The sequence below is a fragment of the Janthinobacterium sp. SUN128 genome (assembly GCF_030587275.1).
Taxonomy (GTDB): Bacteria; Pseudomonadota; Gammaproteobacteria; order Burkholderiales; family Burkholderiaceae_D; genus Janthinobacterium; species Janthinobacterium lividum.
The window spans coordinates 3,003,839-3,020,802 of record NZ_JAPWHY010000001.1 but is presented as its reverse complement, the minus strand read 5'-3'; the positions used below and the strand labels follow the sequence as shown (position 1 = coordinate 3,020,802).

The 16,964-nt window shown below is 61.7% G+C and carries 16 protein-coding genes; 15 read left to right on the top strand and 1 reads right to left on the bottom strand.

The window, feature by feature from the left end:
- Positions 1-8 precede the first annotated feature (8 nt).
- From O3297_RS13730 to O3297_RS13710, 5 genes are all read left to right on the top strand, one after another.
- Positions 9-719 carry a succinate dehydrogenase iron-sulfur subunit gene (locus O3297_RS13730; RefSeq protein ID WP_034789099.1) on the top strand — a complete coding sequence of 237 codons (711 nt, stop codon included), beginning with the start codon at positions 9-11 and terminating at the stop codon, positions 717-719.
- 116 nt (positions 720-835) lie between these two features.
- Positions 836-1,117: a succinate dehydrogenase assembly factor 2 gene (locus O3297_RS13725; protein WP_034752073.1), complete on the top strand. Its 282-nt coding sequence runs from the start codon at positions 836-838 to the stop codon at positions 1,115-1,117.
- A gap of 122 nt (positions 1,118-1,239) precedes the next feature.
- Positions 1,240-2,541: a citrate synthase gene (gene gltA / locus O3297_RS13720; protein ID WP_035820759.1), complete on the top strand. Its 1,302-nt coding sequence runs from the start codon at positions 1,240-1,242 to the stop codon at positions 2,539-2,541.
- A gap of 124 nt (positions 2,542-2,665) precedes the next feature.
- Complete coding sequence (locus tag O3297_RS13715; RefSeq protein ID WP_211550906.1) at positions 2,666-3,007, top strand: helix-turn-helix domain-containing protein; 342 nt, start codon at positions 2,666-2,668, stop codon at positions 3,005-3,007.
- Between the two features lie 223 nt (positions 3,008-3,230).
- The gene (locus O3297_RS13710) at positions 3,231-3,773 is read left to right on the top strand and encodes an NAD(P)H-dependent oxidoreductase (protein WP_305048927.1); all 543 of its coding nucleotides are present in this window, start codon (positions 3,231-3,233) and stop codon (positions 3,771-3,773) included.
- 17 nt (positions 3,774-3,790) lie between these two features.
- On the opposite strand, the gene O3297_RS13705 is transcribed toward O3297_RS13710, so the two are convergent.
- Positions 3,791-4,246: a hypothetical protein gene (locus tag O3297_RS13705; RefSeq protein WP_052140697.1), complete on the bottom strand. Its 456-nt coding sequence runs from the start codon at positions 4,244-4,246 to the stop codon at positions 3,791-3,793.
- Between the two features lie 116 nt (positions 4,247-4,362).
- On the opposite strand from O3297_RS13705, the gene O3297_RS13700 reads away from it, so the two are divergent.
- From O3297_RS13700 to O3297_RS13655, 10 genes are all read left to right on the top strand, one after another.
- On the top strand, positions 4,363-5,337 hold the full coding sequence (locus O3297_RS13700; protein WP_034789090.1) for a LysR family transcriptional regulator: 975 nt from the start codon (positions 4,363-4,365) through the stop codon (positions 5,335-5,337).
- A 257-nt stretch (positions 5,338-5,594) separates the two neighbouring features.
- Positions 5,595-8,447 (top strand): 2-oxoglutarate dehydrogenase E1 component, encoded by a 2,853-nt coding sequence (locus O3297_RS13695; RefSeq protein ID WP_034789088.1) that lies wholly within the window; start codon positions 5,595-5,597, stop codon positions 8,445-8,447.
- A 117-nt stretch (positions 8,448-8,564) separates the two neighbouring features.
- Positions 8,565-9,821 carry a 2-oxoglutarate dehydrogenase complex dihydrolipoyllysine-residue succinyltransferase gene (gene odhB, locus O3297_RS13690; protein WP_034789085.1) on the top strand — a complete coding sequence of 419 codons (1,257 nt, stop codon included), beginning with the start codon at positions 8,565-8,567 and terminating at the stop codon, positions 9,819-9,821.
- A gap of 94 nt (positions 9,822-9,915) precedes the next feature.
- The gene (locus O3297_RS13685) at positions 9,916-10,305 is read left to right on the top strand and encodes a PspC domain-containing protein (protein WP_305048926.1); all 390 of its coding nucleotides are present in this window, start codon (positions 9,916-9,918) and stop codon (positions 10,303-10,305) included.
- Positions 10,295-11,725 carry a dihydrolipoyl dehydrogenase gene (gene lpdA / locus O3297_RS13680; protein WP_070282088.1) on the top strand — a complete coding sequence of 477 codons (1,431 nt, stop codon included), beginning with the start codon at positions 10,295-10,297 and terminating at the stop codon, positions 11,723-11,725. Before O3297_RS13685 ends, lpdA begins: the two co-directional genes overlap by 11 nt.
- 70 nt (positions 11,726-11,795) lie before the next feature.
- Positions 11,796-12,893: a cell division protein ZapE gene (gene zapE, locus O3297_RS13675; protein ID WP_034789077.1), complete on the top strand. Its 1,098-nt coding sequence runs from the start codon at positions 11,796-11,798 to the stop codon at positions 12,891-12,893.
- Between the two features lie 19 nt (positions 12,894-12,912).
- A complete protein-coding gene (locus O3297_RS13670) occupies positions 12,913-13,632 on the top strand; it encodes a hypothetical protein (RefSeq protein ID WP_305048925.1) in 720 nt (239 codons plus the stop codon).
- Between the two features lie 139 nt (positions 13,633-13,771).
- Entirely contained in the window at positions 13,772-13,972 is a 201-nt protein-coding gene (locus tag O3297_RS13665) for a YdcH family protein (RefSeq protein WP_034752051.1), read from the top strand.
- Between the two features lie 43 nt (positions 13,973-14,015).
- Entirely contained in the window at positions 14,016-16,070 is a 2,055-nt protein-coding gene (locus O3297_RS13660; protein WP_370385407.1) for an ATP-dependent DNA helicase, read from the top strand.
- 282 nt (positions 16,071-16,352) lie between these two features.
- On the top strand, positions 16,353-16,958 hold the full coding sequence (locus tag O3297_RS13655) for a toll/interleukin-1 receptor domain-containing protein (RefSeq protein ID WP_034752049.1): 606 nt from the start codon (positions 16,353-16,355) through the stop codon (positions 16,956-16,958).
- Positions 16,959-16,964: the final 6 nt, after the last annotated feature.

Sequence of the window (16,964 nt, the reverse complement as noted above, 5' to 3'; positions counted from 1 at the left end):
GTCAGAACATGGCACGCACTCTCAAATTCAAAATCTACCGCTACGATCCTGACCAGGATGCCAAGCCTTACATGCAAGACCTGACGGTCGAACTGAAAGACACCGACAAGATGCTGCTCGACGCACTGCAGCGCATCAAGTCGGACGTCGATGACTCGCTGGCCCTGCGCCGCTCGTGCCGCGAAGGCGTGTGCGGTTCGGACGCGATGAACATCAACGGCAAGAACGGCCTGGCATGCACCACCAACCTGAACGAACTGTCGGAGCCTATCGTGCTGCGTCCGTTGCCAGGTTTGCCAGTCATCCGCGACCTGATCGTCGACATGACGCAATTTTTCAAGCAGTACGATTCGATTAAGCCTTTCCTGATCAACGACTCGATCCCGCCTGAAAAAGAACGCCTGCAGTCGCCGGAACAGCGCGAAGAACTCGATGGCCTGTACGAGTGCATCCTGTGCGCATGCTGCTCCACGTCGTGCCCGTCGTTCTGGTGGAATCCGGACAAGTTCGTCGGCCCGGCCGGCCTGCTGCAAGCCTACCGCTTCATCGCCGATTCGCGCGACGAAGCCACCGGTGCGCGTCTGGACAACCTGGAAGACCCGTACCGCCTGTTCCGCTGCCATTCGATCATGAACTGCGTCGACGTCTGCCCGAAAGGGTTGAACCCGAACAAGGCGATTGGCAAGATCAAGGAATTGATGGTCCGCCGCGCGATCTGATCCCCTGATCGCGTCCGCCGGGCGCCGTTTGCGGGAAGAGGGTATCCTCTCTTGCCTGCAGGCGGCGCCTGCAAAGCAGCACCGTGCCGCAAGGCACACGTAAAGTGGTAAACCAAATGACAGAATCAATTTTGTCCTCGCATCAGGCCGACCCGGCCAACCGCGCCCGCCTGCGCTGGCGTTCACGCCGTGGCCTGCTGGAAAACGACATTATCCTGACCCGTTTTCTCGATGCGTATGAAACCGAATTGACCGATGAAGAAGTTGACGCGCTGACGCGTTTGCTGGATTTATCGGACAATGCGTTAATGGATCTGGTACTGGCCCGTAAAGAGCCGGAAGGCGAAGTCGATCTGCCGCATGTGCGCGCACTGCTGCAACGACTGCGCATTGCCTAGACGCCTGGGCGATATATTGCAAACGGTGCGAGTGGCGCGCTGTAGCACTGCCGAATTGCGGTGCGAATTGCAGCCAGAATTTTTGATTTTAATTTCGACTCACTCCCGAGAAGGAAGAGCCCATGAATATCTCTGACACAAAAGCTACCCTGTCGTTCTCCGATGGCAGCCCATCGCTTGAATTTCCAATCTACAAAGGCACGGTTGGCCCGGACGTCATCGACATCCGCAAACTGTACGCCGGTAGCGGCAAGTTCACCTACGACCCAGGCTTTATGTCGACGGCCGCCTGCAACTCGTCGATCACCTACATCGACGGCGACAAGGGCGAGCTGCTGTACCGCGGTTACCCGATCGAACAGTTGGCCGTCAACGCCGACTTCATGGAATCGTGCTACCTGCTGCTGAACGGCGAATTGCCGAACGCGGCGCAAAAAGCCAAGTTCGTCGACACCGTCACCAAGCACACGATGGTGCACGAACAGATGCAATTCTTCTTCCGTGGCTTCCGCCGCGACGCGCATCCGATGTCGGTCCTGGTGGGCACCGTCGGCGCGCTGGCATCGTTCTACCATGACTCGCTGGACATCAACGACCCGCGTCACCGCGAAGTGTCGGCCATCCGCCTGATCGCCAAGATGCCAACCCTGGTCGCCATGACCTACAAGTACTCGGTCGGCCAGCCGTTCGTGTACCCACGCAACGACCTGTCGTACAGCGCCAACTTCATGCACATGATGTTCGCCAACCCGTGCGAAGAGTACAAGGTCAACGACGTGCTGGTGCGCGCCCTGGACCGCATCCTGATCCTGCACGCGGACCACGAGCAAAACGCATCGACATCGACCGTCCGTCTGGCCGGTTCGTCGGGCGCCAATCCGTTCGCCTGTATCGCTGCCGGTATCGCCTGCCTGTGGGGCCCTGCCCACGGCGGCGCCAACGAAGCGGCACTGAACATGCTGAAGGAAATCGGCACCGTCGAGAACATCCCTGCCTTCATCGAGCAAGTCAAGGACAAGAACTCCGGCGTCAAGCTGATGGGCTTTGGCCACCGCGTGTACAAGAACTTCGATCCACGCGCCAAGCTGATGCGTGAAACCTGCTACGAAGTGCTGCAAGAACTGGGTCTGCAAGACGATCCGCTGTTCAAGCTGGCGATGGAACTGGAAAAGATTGCACTGAACGACGAATACTTCGTGTCGCGCAAACTGTACCCGAACGTCGACTTCTACTCGGGCATCGTGCAATCGGCGCTGGGCATCCCTGTGTCGCTGTTCACCGGTATCTTCGCTATGGCCCGTACGATCGGCTGGATCGCCCAGTGGAACGAAATGATCGCCGACCCAGAGCAAAAAATCGGCCGTCCGCGCCAGCTGTTCGTCGGTTCGACCACGCGCGAAGTACTGCCACTGGACAAGCGTTAATCCAGAGCGGTATCAAGCAAACAAAAAACGGGCTTCGGCCCGTTTTTTTATGTGCGTGTTCGATGCAAGCCAGGGCCGCCGGGCTGTTATGCTCGGTTCCTGGTTCAACAGGAAGTGCAACGCGATGAATGAAGAAATATGCGCCCCCAGCGGCGTGGCTCTCGGCGATACGGCATTTGGTTATACCTTGTCGCTGATCGGCGGCAAATACAAGATGCTGATCCTGTATGCGCTGGCGGAAAACACCGTGCTGCGGCATAACGAACTCAAGCGCCATCTCGGCGGCATCGCCTTCAAGACCCTCAGCGTCGTGTTGAAGGAGCTGGAAGCCGATGGGCTGATCGTCCGCAAGGAATATCCGCAAGTGCCGCCCAAGGTGGAGTATTCGCTTTCCAGCAAGGGCGCCTCGCTGATCCCCGTGCTGCATACCTTGTGCGAGTGGGGCGAACGGCACCAGCCAGCCTGAGGCGGATGCGCATGGCCAAACGTCTTTCCACGGCCTTGCGGCTTACTTTTCTTACTGTATGAGTGGTAAATGTGCGTACTTGTGAAAAGTACTCGGCATGGTTATGCTGTTTTTGCCCCTGCAGGCGCGCGGCCACATGCCGCGTGCCACGGGGCAGGGTACCGGCTTGCCTGCTTTTCTGTGCAGGCGGGCCGGTGCGTCCATCCATTTTCAGGAAAGCAGCATGATGAAAACCCTCGTTATCGTCTTCCATCCCTCCATCGACACGTCGGTCGCCAACAAGCGCTGGTTGCAGGAGCTGGCGCAGTATCCCGACCGTTACACCATCCACGACGTACAGCAGGCTTATCCGGATGGAAACATCGATGTGGCGCGCGAGCAGGCGCTGGTGGAGGCGCACGCCAATGTCGTCCTGCAATTCCCCATGTACTGGTTCAACTGCCCGCCCTTGCTGAAGCGGTGGCTCGACGAGGTGCTGGCATATGGCTGGGCTTACGGCACGGGCGGCGATGCCTTCCGGGGGAGAAAGGTGGCGCTGGCCGTCACGGCAGGCATCCGCGAGGAGGATTTCACGCCGGAAGGCAGGTGGAACGTCACCCTGGCGCAGCTGCTGGCGCCGTTCGATGTCACCCTGGCGTACATCGGCGCCGACAACCGCCGCTTCTTTGCCTTCTATGGCGCGGAAGACGGGCCGAAGGAAGCGGGCTATGCCGATCGGCTGGCGCGCAGCGCGCAAGAATACGAGCGCTTCCTGGGTGCGTTGTAGGGCAGGCCTGCATCGTGTCAGTTGAAGGCCGCTTCCAGCTGGCGCAGGGCGACGTGCCGGCCTTCCAGTTGCAGGCTGTCGCCCTCATAGGGCTGGGGCATGACGATGCGGTGCGGCGCATTGTGCTTGAGGATGCCGCCCCAGTGGGCGACCCTGGCGCCGGCCTGGCGGCGGATCGCCTCGACCGTGGCGCCGCTGGCGAGGATGCGGGCTTGCGGAAAGGCTTGCTGCAGCACGCCCAGGCCGAAATAGGCTTGCGGTTCGGCCGCGCTGATATAGATGGTGGTCAGGCGCTTGCCGCTGGCGGCGATGGTGTGCGCTAACTGCGCCGCATCGCCGCGCAGGAACTGGGTATTGACGAGGATGGCGTCCGCCATGCCGCTCAGCAGCAGCGAAGTGGACGGTGCGCGGCCCAGCACATCCAGGCGGAAGGTCTCCAGCGTGCGGGAGGGGCGGGCGGCGCGTGCAAACATATTATTCTTTCTGCATTGGATGCTCTTGTCGCATATTATCCTTTCGACCAGGCGCGAGAAATAGGGTAGATTGCAATACTTAGTTGCATGGATCGGACGAATCAAGGGAGCACCGCATGGACCGCATCACCGCCGCACAAGTATTCGTCGCCATCGCCGAGCGTGGCAGCATGGTGGCCGCCAGCGAAGCGCTCGACATGTCGCGCGCCATGGTGACGCGCTACCTGGCCGAAATGGAACAGTGGGCGGGCGCGCGGCTGTTGCATCGCACCACGCGCCGGCTGAGCTTGACGGATGCGGGCGATGCCACCCTGGCGCGCTGCCGGCAGATGCTGGAAGTGGCTGGCGCCATGGCCGTCACTTCGCCCGAGGGCCTCGATACGCCGCACGGCTTGTTGCGCATCACCTGTTCGCAATCCCTTGCGCAGACGGCGCTGGCTGGCGCAGTAACCGCTTACCTGCGGCGCTACCCGCGCGCCGCCGTCGACCTGCAGATGGAGAACCGCGCCGTCAACCTGGTGGAGCAGCGCATCGACCTGGCGATCCGCATCACCAACGCGCTCGAGCCGAACCTGATCGCGCGCCAGCTGGCCAGCTGCGCCTCGGTGGTGTGCGCCGCACCATCGTACCTGGCGGCGCACGGCACGCCGCGCCGGGCGCAAGACCTGGCCCTGCACAACTGCCTGACGTACACGTATTTCGGCAAGAGCCTGTGGCAGTTTACGCATGACGGGGAAGCGCTCACTGTCCCCGTCAGCGGCCGCCTGTCGGCGAATGAATCGCTGGTCCTGCTGGTGGCCACGGTGGCGGGGGCGGGCATCGCCATGCAGCCGCGCTTTTCGGCCACGCCGCTGATCGCCAGCGGGCAGCTGGTGGAGCTCTTGCCCGCGTACCAGCCGCAGGACATGGGCATCTACGGCGTCTACACCTCGCGCCAGCACATGTCGCCCCTGCTGCGCACCATGCTCGACTTCCTGGTGGAGTGGTTTGCCGGCGATCCCGATTGGCTGGCGGCCATCGCGGCGGCGCCGTTGCCGGGCAGACCAGTTGGACGCAAGCGGCACGCCGGCAGGGCCGCCGATGTGTTGTAAGCATAACAGTGACAGGCTTGCAAGCCCGGGAAAATCAACAACACAGCTTACATTTGCTTGCCAAATAAAATTCAACTAGGCGTTGTTGCGTTACAATACCGCGTGCTATTCTAAATGACGGTATGCAGAATGCTGGTGCAATAAAAAAGCCCTTCCCCACAACTTGATGTGCAATCCGCTAACCGGTCAGGCCGTGTCGCGGAAGGTTAGATTAACCCGCTAATTCCTCGCGAAGCGCGAAGAAAGGTGAGCAATATATGCAGCAATTAACGACCAACTCCTACCTGTTCGGTGGGAATGCTCCGTACGTGGAAGACCTGTACGAGGCGTATCTGAACAATCCAGGCTCGGTACCCGATAACTGGCGTTCCTACTTCGACGCAATGCAGCACGTGCCTGCCGTCGATGGCACCAACAAGCCTGACGTGGCGCATGCCTCCGTCGTCGCCTCGTTCGCCGAGCGCGCAAAAGCAGGTCCGATCCGCACAGTGACCGCTTCCTTCGATGCTGAAATGGGCCGCAAGCGCGTCGCCGCCACGCAGCTGATCGCCGCTTACCGCTACCTCGGTTCGCACTGGGCCAACCTGGATCCGCTGCAACGCCAGGAACGTCCGATGATCCCGGAACTGGAGCCGAGCTTCTACGGCTTCACCGACGCGGACATGGACACCGTGTTCAACATCAGCAATACCTACTTTGGCCCCGAGACCGCCACCCTGCGCGATCTGCTGAACTATCTGCGCGATACCTACACGCGTTCGATCGGCGCCGAATTCATGTACATCTCCGACCCGGCCGAAAAGCGCTGGCTGCAAGAGAAACTGGAAGCGATCCGCTCCACCCCGAATTTCACCCCAGAGAAAAAAATCCACATCCTCGACCGCCTGACCGCGGCTGAAGGCCTGGAACGCTATCTGCACACCCGTTACGTGGGCCAGAAGCGCTTCTCCCTGGAAGGCGGCGAAACCTTCATCGCCTCGATGGATGAAACCATCCAGCGCGCCGGCGAAAAAGGCGTGCAGGAAATCGTTATCGGCATGGCCCACCGCGGCCGCCTGAACGTGCTGGTGAACACCCTGGGCAAGGCGCCGCAGGAACTGTTCGAAGAATTCGAAGGCAAGCATGGCGACGACCTGCCTGCCGGCGACGTGAAGTACCATCAAGGCTTCTCGTCGGACATCTCCACCGCGGGCGGCCCGGTCCACCTGTCGCTGGCGTTCAACCCGTCGCACCTGGAAATCGTCAACCCTGTGGTCGAAGGTTCCGTCAAGGCCCGCATGGATCGCCGCGGCGACGCGCAGGGCGCGCAAGTGCTGCCTATCCTGGTGCACGGCGATGCCGCTTTCGCCGGCCAGGGCGTGGTCATGGAAACGCTGAATCTGGCGCAAACCCGTGGCTACCATACGGGCGGCACGGTGCATATCGTGATCAACAACCAGATCGGTTTCACCACCTCGGATCCGCGCGATGCCCGCTCGACCCTGTACTGCTCGGACGTCGTCAAGATGATCGAAGCACCGGTCCTGCACATCAACGCCGATGATCCGGAAGCCGTGGTGCTGGCGACGCAGATCGCGCTCGACTACCGCATGGAATTCAAGAAGGACATCGTCCTCGACATCATCTGCTACCGCAAGCTTGGCCACAATGAGCAAGATACGCCGGCACTGACGCAGCCACTGATGTACAAGAAGATCGGCCAGCATCCAGGCACCCGCAAGCTGTACGCGGACAAGCTGGTAGCGCAAGGCGTGATCCCTGCCGATGGCGGCGACAAGATGGTGGCCGCATTCCGCGACGCCATGGACGCCGGCAAGCATACCGTCGATCCGGTCATCTCGAACTTCAAGAACAAGTACGCCGTCGACTGGCTGCCGTTCCTGAACAAGAAATGGACCGATTCGGCCGATACCGCCGTGCCGATGACGGAACTGAAACGCCTGGCCACCCGCATCACCACCGTGCCGGAAGACTTCAAGGTCCACTCGCTGGTGGAAAAAGTACTGGGCGACCGTGGCACCATGGGCCGTGGCGAAATGAACCTGGACTGGGGCATGGGCGAACACCTGGCCTACGCATCGCTGGTATCGTCCGGCTACGCCATCCGCCTGACAGGCCAGGATGCCGGCCGCGGCACCTTCGTGCACCGCCACGCCGTCTTGCATGACCAGAACCGCGAGCGTTGGGATGCAGGTACCTACATTCCGCTGCAAAACGTGTCGGACAATCAGGCGCCGTTCACCGTCATCGACTCGGTGCTGTCCGAAGAAGCCGTACTGGCCTTCGAATACGGCTACTCGACCGCTGAACCGAACACCCTGACGATCTGGGAAGCCCAGTTCGGCGACTTCGCCAACGGCGCGCAAGTGGTGATCGACCAATTCATCAGCTCCGGCGAAGTGAAGTGGGGCCGCGCTTCGGGCCTGGTCATGATGCTGCCGCACGGTTACGAAGGCCAGGGTCCTGAGCACTCGTCCGCGCGTCCGGAACGCTTCCTGCAGCTGTGCGCAGATAACAACATGCAAGTGGTGCAGCCGACGACGGCTTCGCAGATCTTCCATTTGCTGCGCCGCCAGATGGTGCGCCAGTTCCGCAAGCCGCTGGTCATCCTGACGCCGAAGTCGCTGTTGCGCAACAAGGATGCCGGTTCGCCGCTGACCGACCTGGCCAAGGGTGGTTTCCAGACCGTCATCGGCGAAGTCGACGACAAAATCGACGCCAAGAAAGTCAAGCGCGTGGTCGCCTGCTCGGGCAAGGTCTACTACGACCTGGTCAACGCACGCAAGACCCGTGGCCAGACCGACACGGCCATCGTGCGCCTGGAACAGCTGTATCCGTTCCCGCACAAGTCGTTCGCTGCTGAACTGAAGAAGTTCCCGAACCTGGTCGAAGTCGTCTGGGCGCAGGACGAGCCGCAAAACCAGGGCGCCTGGTTCCAGATCCAGCACAACATCTTCGAAGGCCTGGAATCGGGTCAGCGTCTGGCCTACGCCGGCCGTCCTGCTTCGGCGTCGCCTGCTGTCGGTTACTATGACAAGCACTACGCCCAGCAAAAAGATCTGCTGGAAACGGCATTCTCGAAGCTGAAGGGTTTTATCCTGACCAAGTAAGTGGCAGGATAGCGGGTGCCATGCGCATGCATGGCGCCTGTTCGCATACATCGTGACGGAGCGCCGCCCTTGCTACGCAGGGGCGGCGCCGCAATAACAAAATAAACGGAGTTTTACATGGCACAAATCGAAGTCAAAGTTCCCCAGTTGTCGGAATCGGTTGCAGAAGCGACCCTGCTGGCATGGCACAAGAAAGTCGGCGAACCAGTTGCGCGCGACGAAAACATGATCGATATCGAAACCGATAAAGTGGTGCTGGAACTGCCGGCGCCTGCCGCTGGCGTGATCGTGCAGATCATCAAGGATAACGGCGCCACCGTCGTCGCCGGCGAAGTCATCGCCATCATCGACACCGACGGCTCGGCCAAGGTCAGCCCGATGGAAGTGTCGGCCGTTGCCGCGCCAGCCCTGGCTGCTGCCGCGCAAGACACCGCTAACGCTACGGCGCCAGCCGCTGCGACCAAAGGCGATGTCGCCATGCCTGCCGCTGCCAAGATCCTGTCCGAAAAAGGTCTGTCCGCTGGCGACGTCGCCGGTTCCGGCAAAGACGGCCGCGTGACCAAGGGCGACGCCCTGGCCGCTTCCGCCAAGCCAGCTGTCGCGCCACTGGCGCCAGCCGCTGCCAAGCCAGCGCTGCAACAAGTTGCCACGCCGTCGGCCGCCAGCCTGGGCGACCGCCCTGAAGAGCGCGTGCCGATGAGCCGCCTGCGCGCACGTATCGCCGAGCGCCTGCTGCAATCGCAATCGACGAACGCCATCCTGACCACGTTCAATGAAGTGAACATGCAGCCGGTCATCGACCTGCGCAACAAGTACAAGGACAAGTTCGAGAAAGAGCACGGCGTCAAGCTGGGCTTCATGTCCTTCTTCGTCAAGGCCGCCGTCGCCGCCCTGAAAAAGTACCCGATCATCAATGCCTCCGTTGACGGCAACGACATCGTCTACCACGGCTACTTCGACATCGGTATCGCTGTCGGTTCGCCACGCGGCCTGGTCGTGCCTATCATCCGCAACGCGGACCAGCTGTCGATCGCCGACATCGAGAAAAAAATCGGTGAATTCGGCGCGAAAGCCAAGGAAGGCAAGCTGACCCTGGACGACCTGACGGGCGGCACGTTCTCGATCTCGAACGGCGGTACCTTCGGCTCCATGCTGTCGACCCCGATCATCAACCCGCCACAATCGGCCATCCTGGGCGTGCATGCGACCAAGGACCGCGCTGTCGTGGAAAACGGCCAGATCGTGGTACGTCCGATGAACTACCTGGCCATGTCCTACGACCACCGCATCATCGACGGCCGCGAAGCCGTCCTGGGCCTGGTGGCGATGAAAGAAGCGCTGGAAGATCCTGCACGCCTGCTGCTGGACCTGTAAGCACCGTAGTCCCCCGGCGTCGCCGCCGGGGCAATGTAGCTGATACCCCTTGCCAGAAGACGCAGCTGGCTGATCTCAATGAAAGAGGATTCCCATGAACGTCTCTGAAGAAATCAAGCGTCTGCACGAGTTGCACCTGGCGGGCGCCCTGAGCGACGCGGAATTCGCGCAAGCGAAAGCCAAGCTCCTGAGCAATATCAACCTGGACAAGCCGGGCAGCACGTCCGCTGCCGGCGCCGATGCGGCGGCCGGCCCGGCGAACGACCTGGTGCAGGAATTCAACCGCCTGCGCCGTTCGCGCAACGACCGCTGGCTTGGCGGCGTCTGCGGCGGCCTGGGCCGCGCTTCCGGCATGGAAGCGTGGATCTGGCGCCTCGTCTTCGTCCTGTTTACATTGACCTTCGGCTTCGGCGTGGTGATTTACCTTCTATTGTGGATTTTCGTACCAGACGAAGAGATTGGAATAACAAAACATGAGTACTAAACAATTTGACGTAGTTGTCATCGGTGCGGGCCCTGGCGGCTACATCGCCGCCATCCGCGCAGCGCAGCTGGGCTTTTCCGTCGCCTGCGTCGACGAGTGGTCGAACGCCAAGGGCGGTGCCGCTCCTGGCGGTACCTGCACCAACGTCGGCTGCATCCCGTCGAAAGCGCTGCTGCAATCGTCCGAGCATTTCGAACACGCGGGCCACAGCTTCGCCGAGCACGGCATCGATGTCGCCGGCCTGAAGCTGAACCTGGGCCAGATGCTCAAGCGCAAGGACACCGTCGTCAAGCAAAACAACGACGGCATCCTGTACCTGTTCAAGAAGAACAAGATCGCCTTCTTCCACGGCCGCGCCGCTTTTGCTGCCGCCGCCGCTGGCGCGTACGAGATCAGCGTGACGGGCGAAGCCAACGAAACCCTGACGGCCAAGCACGTGGTCATCGCCACGGGTTCGAACGCGCGCGAACTGCCGGGCGCACCATTCGACGAGAAACTGATCCTGTCGAACACGGGCGCACTGGCCATCGACGCCGTACCAGCCAAGCTGGGCGTCATCGGCGCTGGCGTGATCGGCCTGGAAATGGGCAGCGTATGGCGCCGCCTGGGTTCCGACGTCACCGTGCTGGAAGGCCTGCCGGTCTTCCTGGGCGCCGTGGACGAGCAGATCGCCAAGGAAGCGTCGAAGCTGTTCACCAAGCAAGGCTTGAAGATCAACCTCGGTTGCAAGATCGGTGCGATCACGCCGGGCAAGAAAGACGTCACCGTGGAATTCGTGGACGCCAAGGGCGAAGCGCAAAAAGCCGTGTTCGACAAACTGATCATCTCGATCGGCCGCACGCCGAACACGAATGGCCTGGGTGCCGACAAGGTCGGCCTGCAGCTGGACGAGCGCGGCTTCATCGCCGTCGACGGCGACTGCAAGACCAACCTGCCGAACGTATGGGCGGTGGGCGACGTCGTGCGCGGTCCGATGCTGGCGCACAAGGCGGAAGAAGAAGGCGTTGCCGTGGCCGAGCGTATCGCCGGCCAGCATGGCCACACCAACTTCAACACGATTCCCTGGGTGATCTACACCTCGCCGGAAATCGCGTGGGTCGGCAAGACCGAGCAAACCCTGAAGGCCGAAGGCATTGCCTACAAGGCCGGCACCTTCCCGTTCATGGCCAACGGCCGTGCGCGCGCGCTGGGCGACACCTCTGGCATGGTGAAATTCCTGGCCGATGCGACCACCGATGAAATCCTCGGCGTGCACATCGTCGGCCCGATGGCGTCCGAACTGATTTCCGAAGCCGTCGTGGCGATGGAATTCAAGGCCTCGGCCGAAGACATCGCGCGCATCTGCCACGCTCACCCATCCCTGTCGGAAGCGACCAAGGAAGCGGCACTGGCGGTTGACAAGCGCACGTTGAACTTTTAATTGTAGTTAGTCCTACAGGGGCGCTCGCGGATTTTTTCCGCCGGCGCCCTTGTGCGTTAAAGCGAATCCCATGAACGTAGAAGAGTTTTACCAGCACGCGTTGCAGAAGCGTGATTTCAAGGCCGATGCCGCCCAGCGGCGCGCGGTCGACCGCCTGCAGCTGTGCTATGACGAGTGGGTGGCCTACAAGGGCCAGCGCTCGAGCACCTTCAAGCGCCTGCTGAACCGTCCTGCCGTGCCGAAAGGCGTGTACATGTGGGGTGGGGTGGGGCGCGGTAAATCGTTCCTGATGGACAGTTTTTACTCGGTCGTGCCCCTGGTGCGCAAGACGCGCCTGCACTTCCACGAATTCATGCGCGGCGTGCACCAGCAGCTCGATGAATTGAAAGGCGTGGCCGACCCGCTCGACGAGGTGGCCAAGCGCATCGCCAAGAAATACCGTTTGATCTGTTTCGATGAATTCCACGTCTCCGACATCGCCGACGCGATGATCCTGTACAACCTGCTGTCGGCCCTGTTCGCCAATGGCGTGTCCTTCATCATGACCTCGAATTACGACCCGGACCTGCTGTATCCGGACGGCTTGCACCGCGACCGCATGCTGCCGACCATCGCGCTGCTCAAGGACAAGCTCGACGTGATGAACGTGGACGCCGGCGTCGATTACCGCGGCCGCGCGCTGGAGCAGGTGGAAAGCTACTACACGCCGCTCGGCGCGGACACCGACAAGGCCCTGCGCGACGCTTACACGCGCATCGCCGAGACAGCCGACGAAGATGCGCGCATCCGCATCGAGAGCCGCGAAATCCATTGCCTGCGCCGCGCCGGCGGCATCATCTGGTTCGATTTCGCCACCCTGTGCGGCGGTCCCCGCTCGCAAAATGATTACCTGGAAATCGCCAGCCGCTTCCATACGGTGATATTGTCCGGCATACCGGCCATGTCGGCGGCGCAGTCGTCCGAAGCACGCCGCTTTACGTGGCTGATCGATGTGTTTTATGACCAGAAGGTCAAGCTGATCATGTCAGCCGAAGTGCCGCCTGATGAGCTGTACACGAACGGCATGCTGGCCAATGAGTTTCACCGCACCGTTTCGCGTATCATCGAGATGCAATCGCGCGAATACATGGAAAAAGAACAGCGCGGCGCGGCCGACGCGATCGTTTGAGGCAGGGATAAGGAACATGATGGCAAATACACTATACAAGCTGGGCGCGGCGCTGGGCCTTGCCCTGGCGTTGTCCGCCTGCGCGCATCAGGGTAGCGCAGCATTGGATGAGGTCGGCGCGCCGCAGGTGCCCGCCACCTTGTCGGTGGAAGAAGCGGACGCCAAGCTGAAGCAGTCGGCCAGCGAGCGCGAGGCGGCGGAAAATGAGTTTGCCGCGCGCGAACTCGAGTGCTACAACAAGTTTTTCGTGAATAACTGCCTGGACCAGGCCAAGGAAAAGCGCCGCCTGATCCTCGTGCGCCTGCGTGCCGTCGACGCGGAAGCGAATTACTTCAAGCGGGCCGAATCCGTGCGCCTACGCGATATCGACCTGGCCCGGACGCAAGAAAGTGCGCGCCTGGATGCCGAGCAGCGCGCCGCGGCCCTGCCCAAGCCGGTGAAAGTGGTCGCGCCCGAGCCGGCGCCACCGAAGGCGCAAGGCAAGAGCGTGGCCGAGCGCGAAGCCGAGCACGCGGCGAAGATGGCGAAACAGGCCGCCGCCGATGCCGCCGAAGCGCCGCGCCGCGCGGCCCGTGAAGCGCAGTATGCGAAAAAACAGGCGGATGCCGTGGCGCGTCAGAAACGCGTGGCGCAACGCCTGGCCGAGCGCCAGGCCGAAGCGCAGGCCAAGGCTGCCAAGGCGGCTGCCGCCGCTGCCGGCACGCCGGCCGTGGCTGTGCCTGTGCCGCCTGCCAAATAAGACCTGCCGCGCAGGGGGCATGCCGGAAATGGCGTGCCCTAACGCGCGCGGCAGGTTAAACTACGCACTATGGCTGCCTGTGTACGCTGCGCGCGCCGGTTTCCCATTACTGTTACCAACACTGCCTGGAACGCAACACATGAGCGATGCACAGCAAATAGAGCGGCGCCTGATTGAACTCAACGTGGAACACCGCGACCTCGATGCCGTCATCGAGTTGCTGATACTCGATGGCCACCATGACGAGCTGCAGCTGCGCCGCCTGAAAAAGCGCAAATTGCAATTGAAGGATCACATCACCTTGCTGAAAATGCAGTTGGTGCCCGACGTTCCCGCCTGAGGGGCGCCAGTAGCGTCCAGTCCAGCCTTCACCTAAGTATATTTTGACCGATCACAATTTATTGCCCGCAAGTCCAGATGGCCAGCCTGCCGATCTGCCAGCCAGTCTGCCAGCCGAACCCCAGGCGGCGCCTGGCAAGCATGATGCCGACATCGAGCGCCTGTTTGGCGCCGGCGGCCCGCTCGGTCCGGCGGTGGGCAGCTACAAGCCGCGCCGTTCGCAAACGGAGATGGCGAAAGCCATCGCCAGCGCCATCGACAGCCAGACGACCCTGATCGCCGAGGCAGGCACGGGCACCGGCAAGACCTTCGCCTACCTGGTGCCGGCCCTGATGTGGGGCGGCAAGACCATTGTATCCACCGGTACCAAGAACTTGCAGGATCAATTGTTCCTGCGCGATATACCCACCGTGCGCGCCGCGCTGCAGGCGCCCGTTTCCGTCGCCTTGCTGAAAGGCCGCTCGAACTACGTCTGCCATTACCACCTGGAACGCACCCTGCAAAACGGCCGCATGACGTCGCGCGACGACGTGGGCCATCTGCGCGAAATCTCGCGCTTCATCAAGATGACCAGCTCGGGCGACAAGGCGGAACTGACCAAGGTGCCGGAAAACGCCATGATCTGGAATCTGGTGACGTCCACGCGCGACACCTGCATGGGCGCCGAGTGCCAGTATTACCAGGATTGTTTCGTCATGAAGGCCCGCAAGGAAGCCCAGCAGGCCGACGTGGTGGTGGTCAACCACCACCTGTTCTTTGCCGACGTGGCCCTGAAGGACACGGGCGTGGCGGAATTGCTGCCATCGGCCAACACCATCATCTTCGATGAGGCGCACCAGCTGCCCGATACGGCAACCTTGTTCTTCGGTAATACGGTATCGACTTCGCAAATCCTGGAACTGTGCCGCGACGTGCTGGCCGAAGGGTTGGCGCATGCGCGCGGCATCGACTGGGCCAAGACGGTCACGGTGGTGGAAAAGGCGGCGCGCGACCTGCGTTTGACCTTCCCGCAGGATATCGTGCGCCTGTCCCTGCCGCAGATCGCCCCGTCGAGCGATTTCTTCCCCGCGCTCGACACCCTCAAGGATGAGCTCGACGGCATGGTGGCCGTGCTGGAAACCCAGGCGGAACGGGCGGAAACCCTGGAACAGTGCAGGGTGCGCGGCGTCGAACTGGCGCAGCAGCTGAGCGGCTGGAAGTTTGATCCGAAGGCCAAGGTAGCGGCCGGCGAAGAAGCCGTGTTCTGGGTGGAAGCGTTTTCCAGTTCCTTGCAGTTGCATAAAACGCCATTGTCGATCGCGCCGATCTTCAACAACCAGCGCGAAGGCACGCCGCGCAGCTGGATTTTCACGTCCGCCACCCTGGCCGTGAAAAACGATTTCAAGCATTTTTCCGAACAGATGGGTTTGACGGGCGAACCGTCGCACACGTGGCCGAGTCCGTTCGACTATGGCCAGCAAGGCTTGCTGTTCGTGCCGCAAAACCTGCCGCAACCGAACTCGCTGGGCTACACGGATGCCGTCATCGATTGCGCGCTGCCCATCATCGAGGCGGCGGGCGGGCGCACCTTCTTCCTGTGCACCACCTTGCGCGCCGTCAAGCGGGCCGCCGAGCGCCTGGCCGATGAATTCAAGCAGCGCGGTCTGAATTTCCCCCTGTTCGTACAGGGAGAAAAGGGCCGCACGGAATTGCTGGACCAGTTCCGCGCGGCCGGCAATGGCGTGCTGATCGGTAGCCAGAGCTTCTGGGAAGGCGTCGACGTGCGCGGCGATGCCTTATCCCTGGTGATCATCGACAAGCTGCCGTTCGCGCCGCCCGACGATCCCGTGCTGGCCGCGCGCATCGAAGTGATGGAAAAGCAGGGCAAGAATGGATTCATGCACCACTCGCTGCCGGAGGCCATCATCAACCTGAAGCAGGGCGCGGGCCGCCTGATCCGCGACGAGGGCGACCGTGGCGTGCTGATGATCTGCGATCCGCGCCTCATTTCCAAGCCGTACGGCAAGCGCATCTGGCAAAGCCTGCCGCCGTTCAAGCGCACGCGCGACACCGCCGAAGTGGTGGAGTTCTTCCGCAGCCTGCCTGCCAAGGGCGCTTAAGCCCTCGCTTAAGCCCGGCTTGCCGGCGCCGTCCGCGCGCCGGCGTATTTCCCTTTGTTATCAAGCGAGTAGCGTTTTATGCGCGGCGCCGCCTTGCGCGCCTGGCATGCCAGAAATCGGCGCGATCACGCCAGTTTCTGGCTTTTTTCTGCATGTCCAGGACGCCAGACACATCTTTGTGCCAGCGCAAACATGCTTGTTGCCGAGCGGTCTACAGTGAGCTCATGCCTTGCAGGATCAAGGCGCGGCGATGGCAGGCCGCACGGGGAACAGGGGGATGCCATGGAGATCCGCTACGGCTGTTTCTTGAGCTACGCGCACGGCCAGTATGCGTTCATGAACAAGTTCAAGAATGACCTCATCGAGGCGCTGGCGTGCTATCTGGAGCCGCACCTGGACCGCGAGGAAGTCCTGTTCATCGACAGCGAGCAGCTGGGTGGCGGCGACGATATCGACCTGCGCGTGGCGCGCGCCATGTGCCAGAGCGTCTGCATGATCGTGCTGTACACGCCAAAATATGAAGCGCACGGCTATACGCGGCGCGAATTTGCCGCCATGCAGCTGATCGAACAGGAGCGGCGGGCCTGGTATGAACTGCCCAGCCACTTGATCATCCCCATCATCATGACGCGCCATCCGGACGGCTTGCCGCCGCAAATCACGGAGTCGGGCCTGTACGTCGATTTTTCCGGCTACACCCTGGCCAGCGGCGACCTGAAATCGAATCCGCAATACCTGCCCGATATCGAACGCATCGTGCAGCGCATCGCCACGCATTACCACTTGCTCAAGCGGTCAACACCGCCCGGCCACGATTGCAGCCGTTTCGTGTTGCCCGATATTCCACCGGAATGGCGCGCCATTCCGCCTCCCCACTTTCCGCGTTAATCACGT

Coding starts and splice junctions, on each gene's coding strand:
- O3297_RS13730 (WP_034789099.1), top strand. CDS start 9: ATGGCACGCACTCTCAAATTCAAAATCTACCGCTACGATCCTGACCAG.
- O3297_RS13725 (WP_034752073.1), top strand. CDS start 836: ATGACAGAATCAATTTTGTCCTCGCATCAGGCCGACCCGGCCAACCGC.
- gltA (WP_035820759.1), top strand. CDS start 1,240: ATGAATATCTCTGACACAAAAGCTACCCTGTCGTTCTCCGATGGCAGC.
- O3297_RS13715 (WP_211550906.1), top strand. CDS start 2,666: ATGAATGAAGAAATATGCGCCCCCAGCGGCGTGGCTCTCGGCGATACG.
- O3297_RS13710 (WP_305048927.1), top strand. CDS start 3,231: ATGATGAAAACCCTCGTTATCGTCTTCCATCCCTCCATCGACACGTCG.
- O3297_RS13705 (WP_052140697.1), bottom strand. CDS start 4,246: ATGTTTGCACGCGCCGCCCGCCCCTCCCGCACGCTGGAGACCTTCCGC.
- O3297_RS13700 (WP_034789090.1), top strand. CDS start 4,363: ATGGACCGCATCACCGCCGCACAAGTATTCGTCGCCATCGCCGAGCGT.
- O3297_RS13695 (WP_034789088.1), top strand. CDS start 5,595: ATGCAGCAATTAACGACCAACTCCTACCTGTTCGGTGGGAATGCTCCG.
- odhB (WP_034789085.1), top strand. CDS start 8,565: ATGGCACAAATCGAAGTCAAAGTTCCCCAGTTGTCGGAATCGGTTGCA.
- O3297_RS13685 (WP_305048926.1), top strand. CDS start 9,916: ATGAACGTCTCTGAAGAAATCAAGCGTCTGCACGAGTTGCACCTGGCG.
- lpdA (WP_070282088.1), top strand. CDS start 10,295: ATGAGTACTAAACAATTTGACGTAGTTGTCATCGGTGCGGGCCCTGGC.
- zapE (WP_034789077.1), top strand. CDS start 11,796: ATGAACGTAGAAGAGTTTTACCAGCACGCGTTGCAGAAGCGTGATTTC.
- O3297_RS13670 (WP_305048925.1), top strand. CDS start 12,913: ATGGCAAATACACTATACAAGCTGGGCGCGGCGCTGGGCCTTGCCCTG.
- O3297_RS13665 (WP_034752051.1), top strand. CDS start 13,772: ATGAGCGATGCACAGCAAATAGAGCGGCGCCTGATTGAACTCAACGTG.
- O3297_RS13655 (WP_034752049.1), top strand. CDS start 16,353: ATGGAGATCCGCTACGGCTGTTTCTTGAGCTACGCGCACGGCCAGTAT.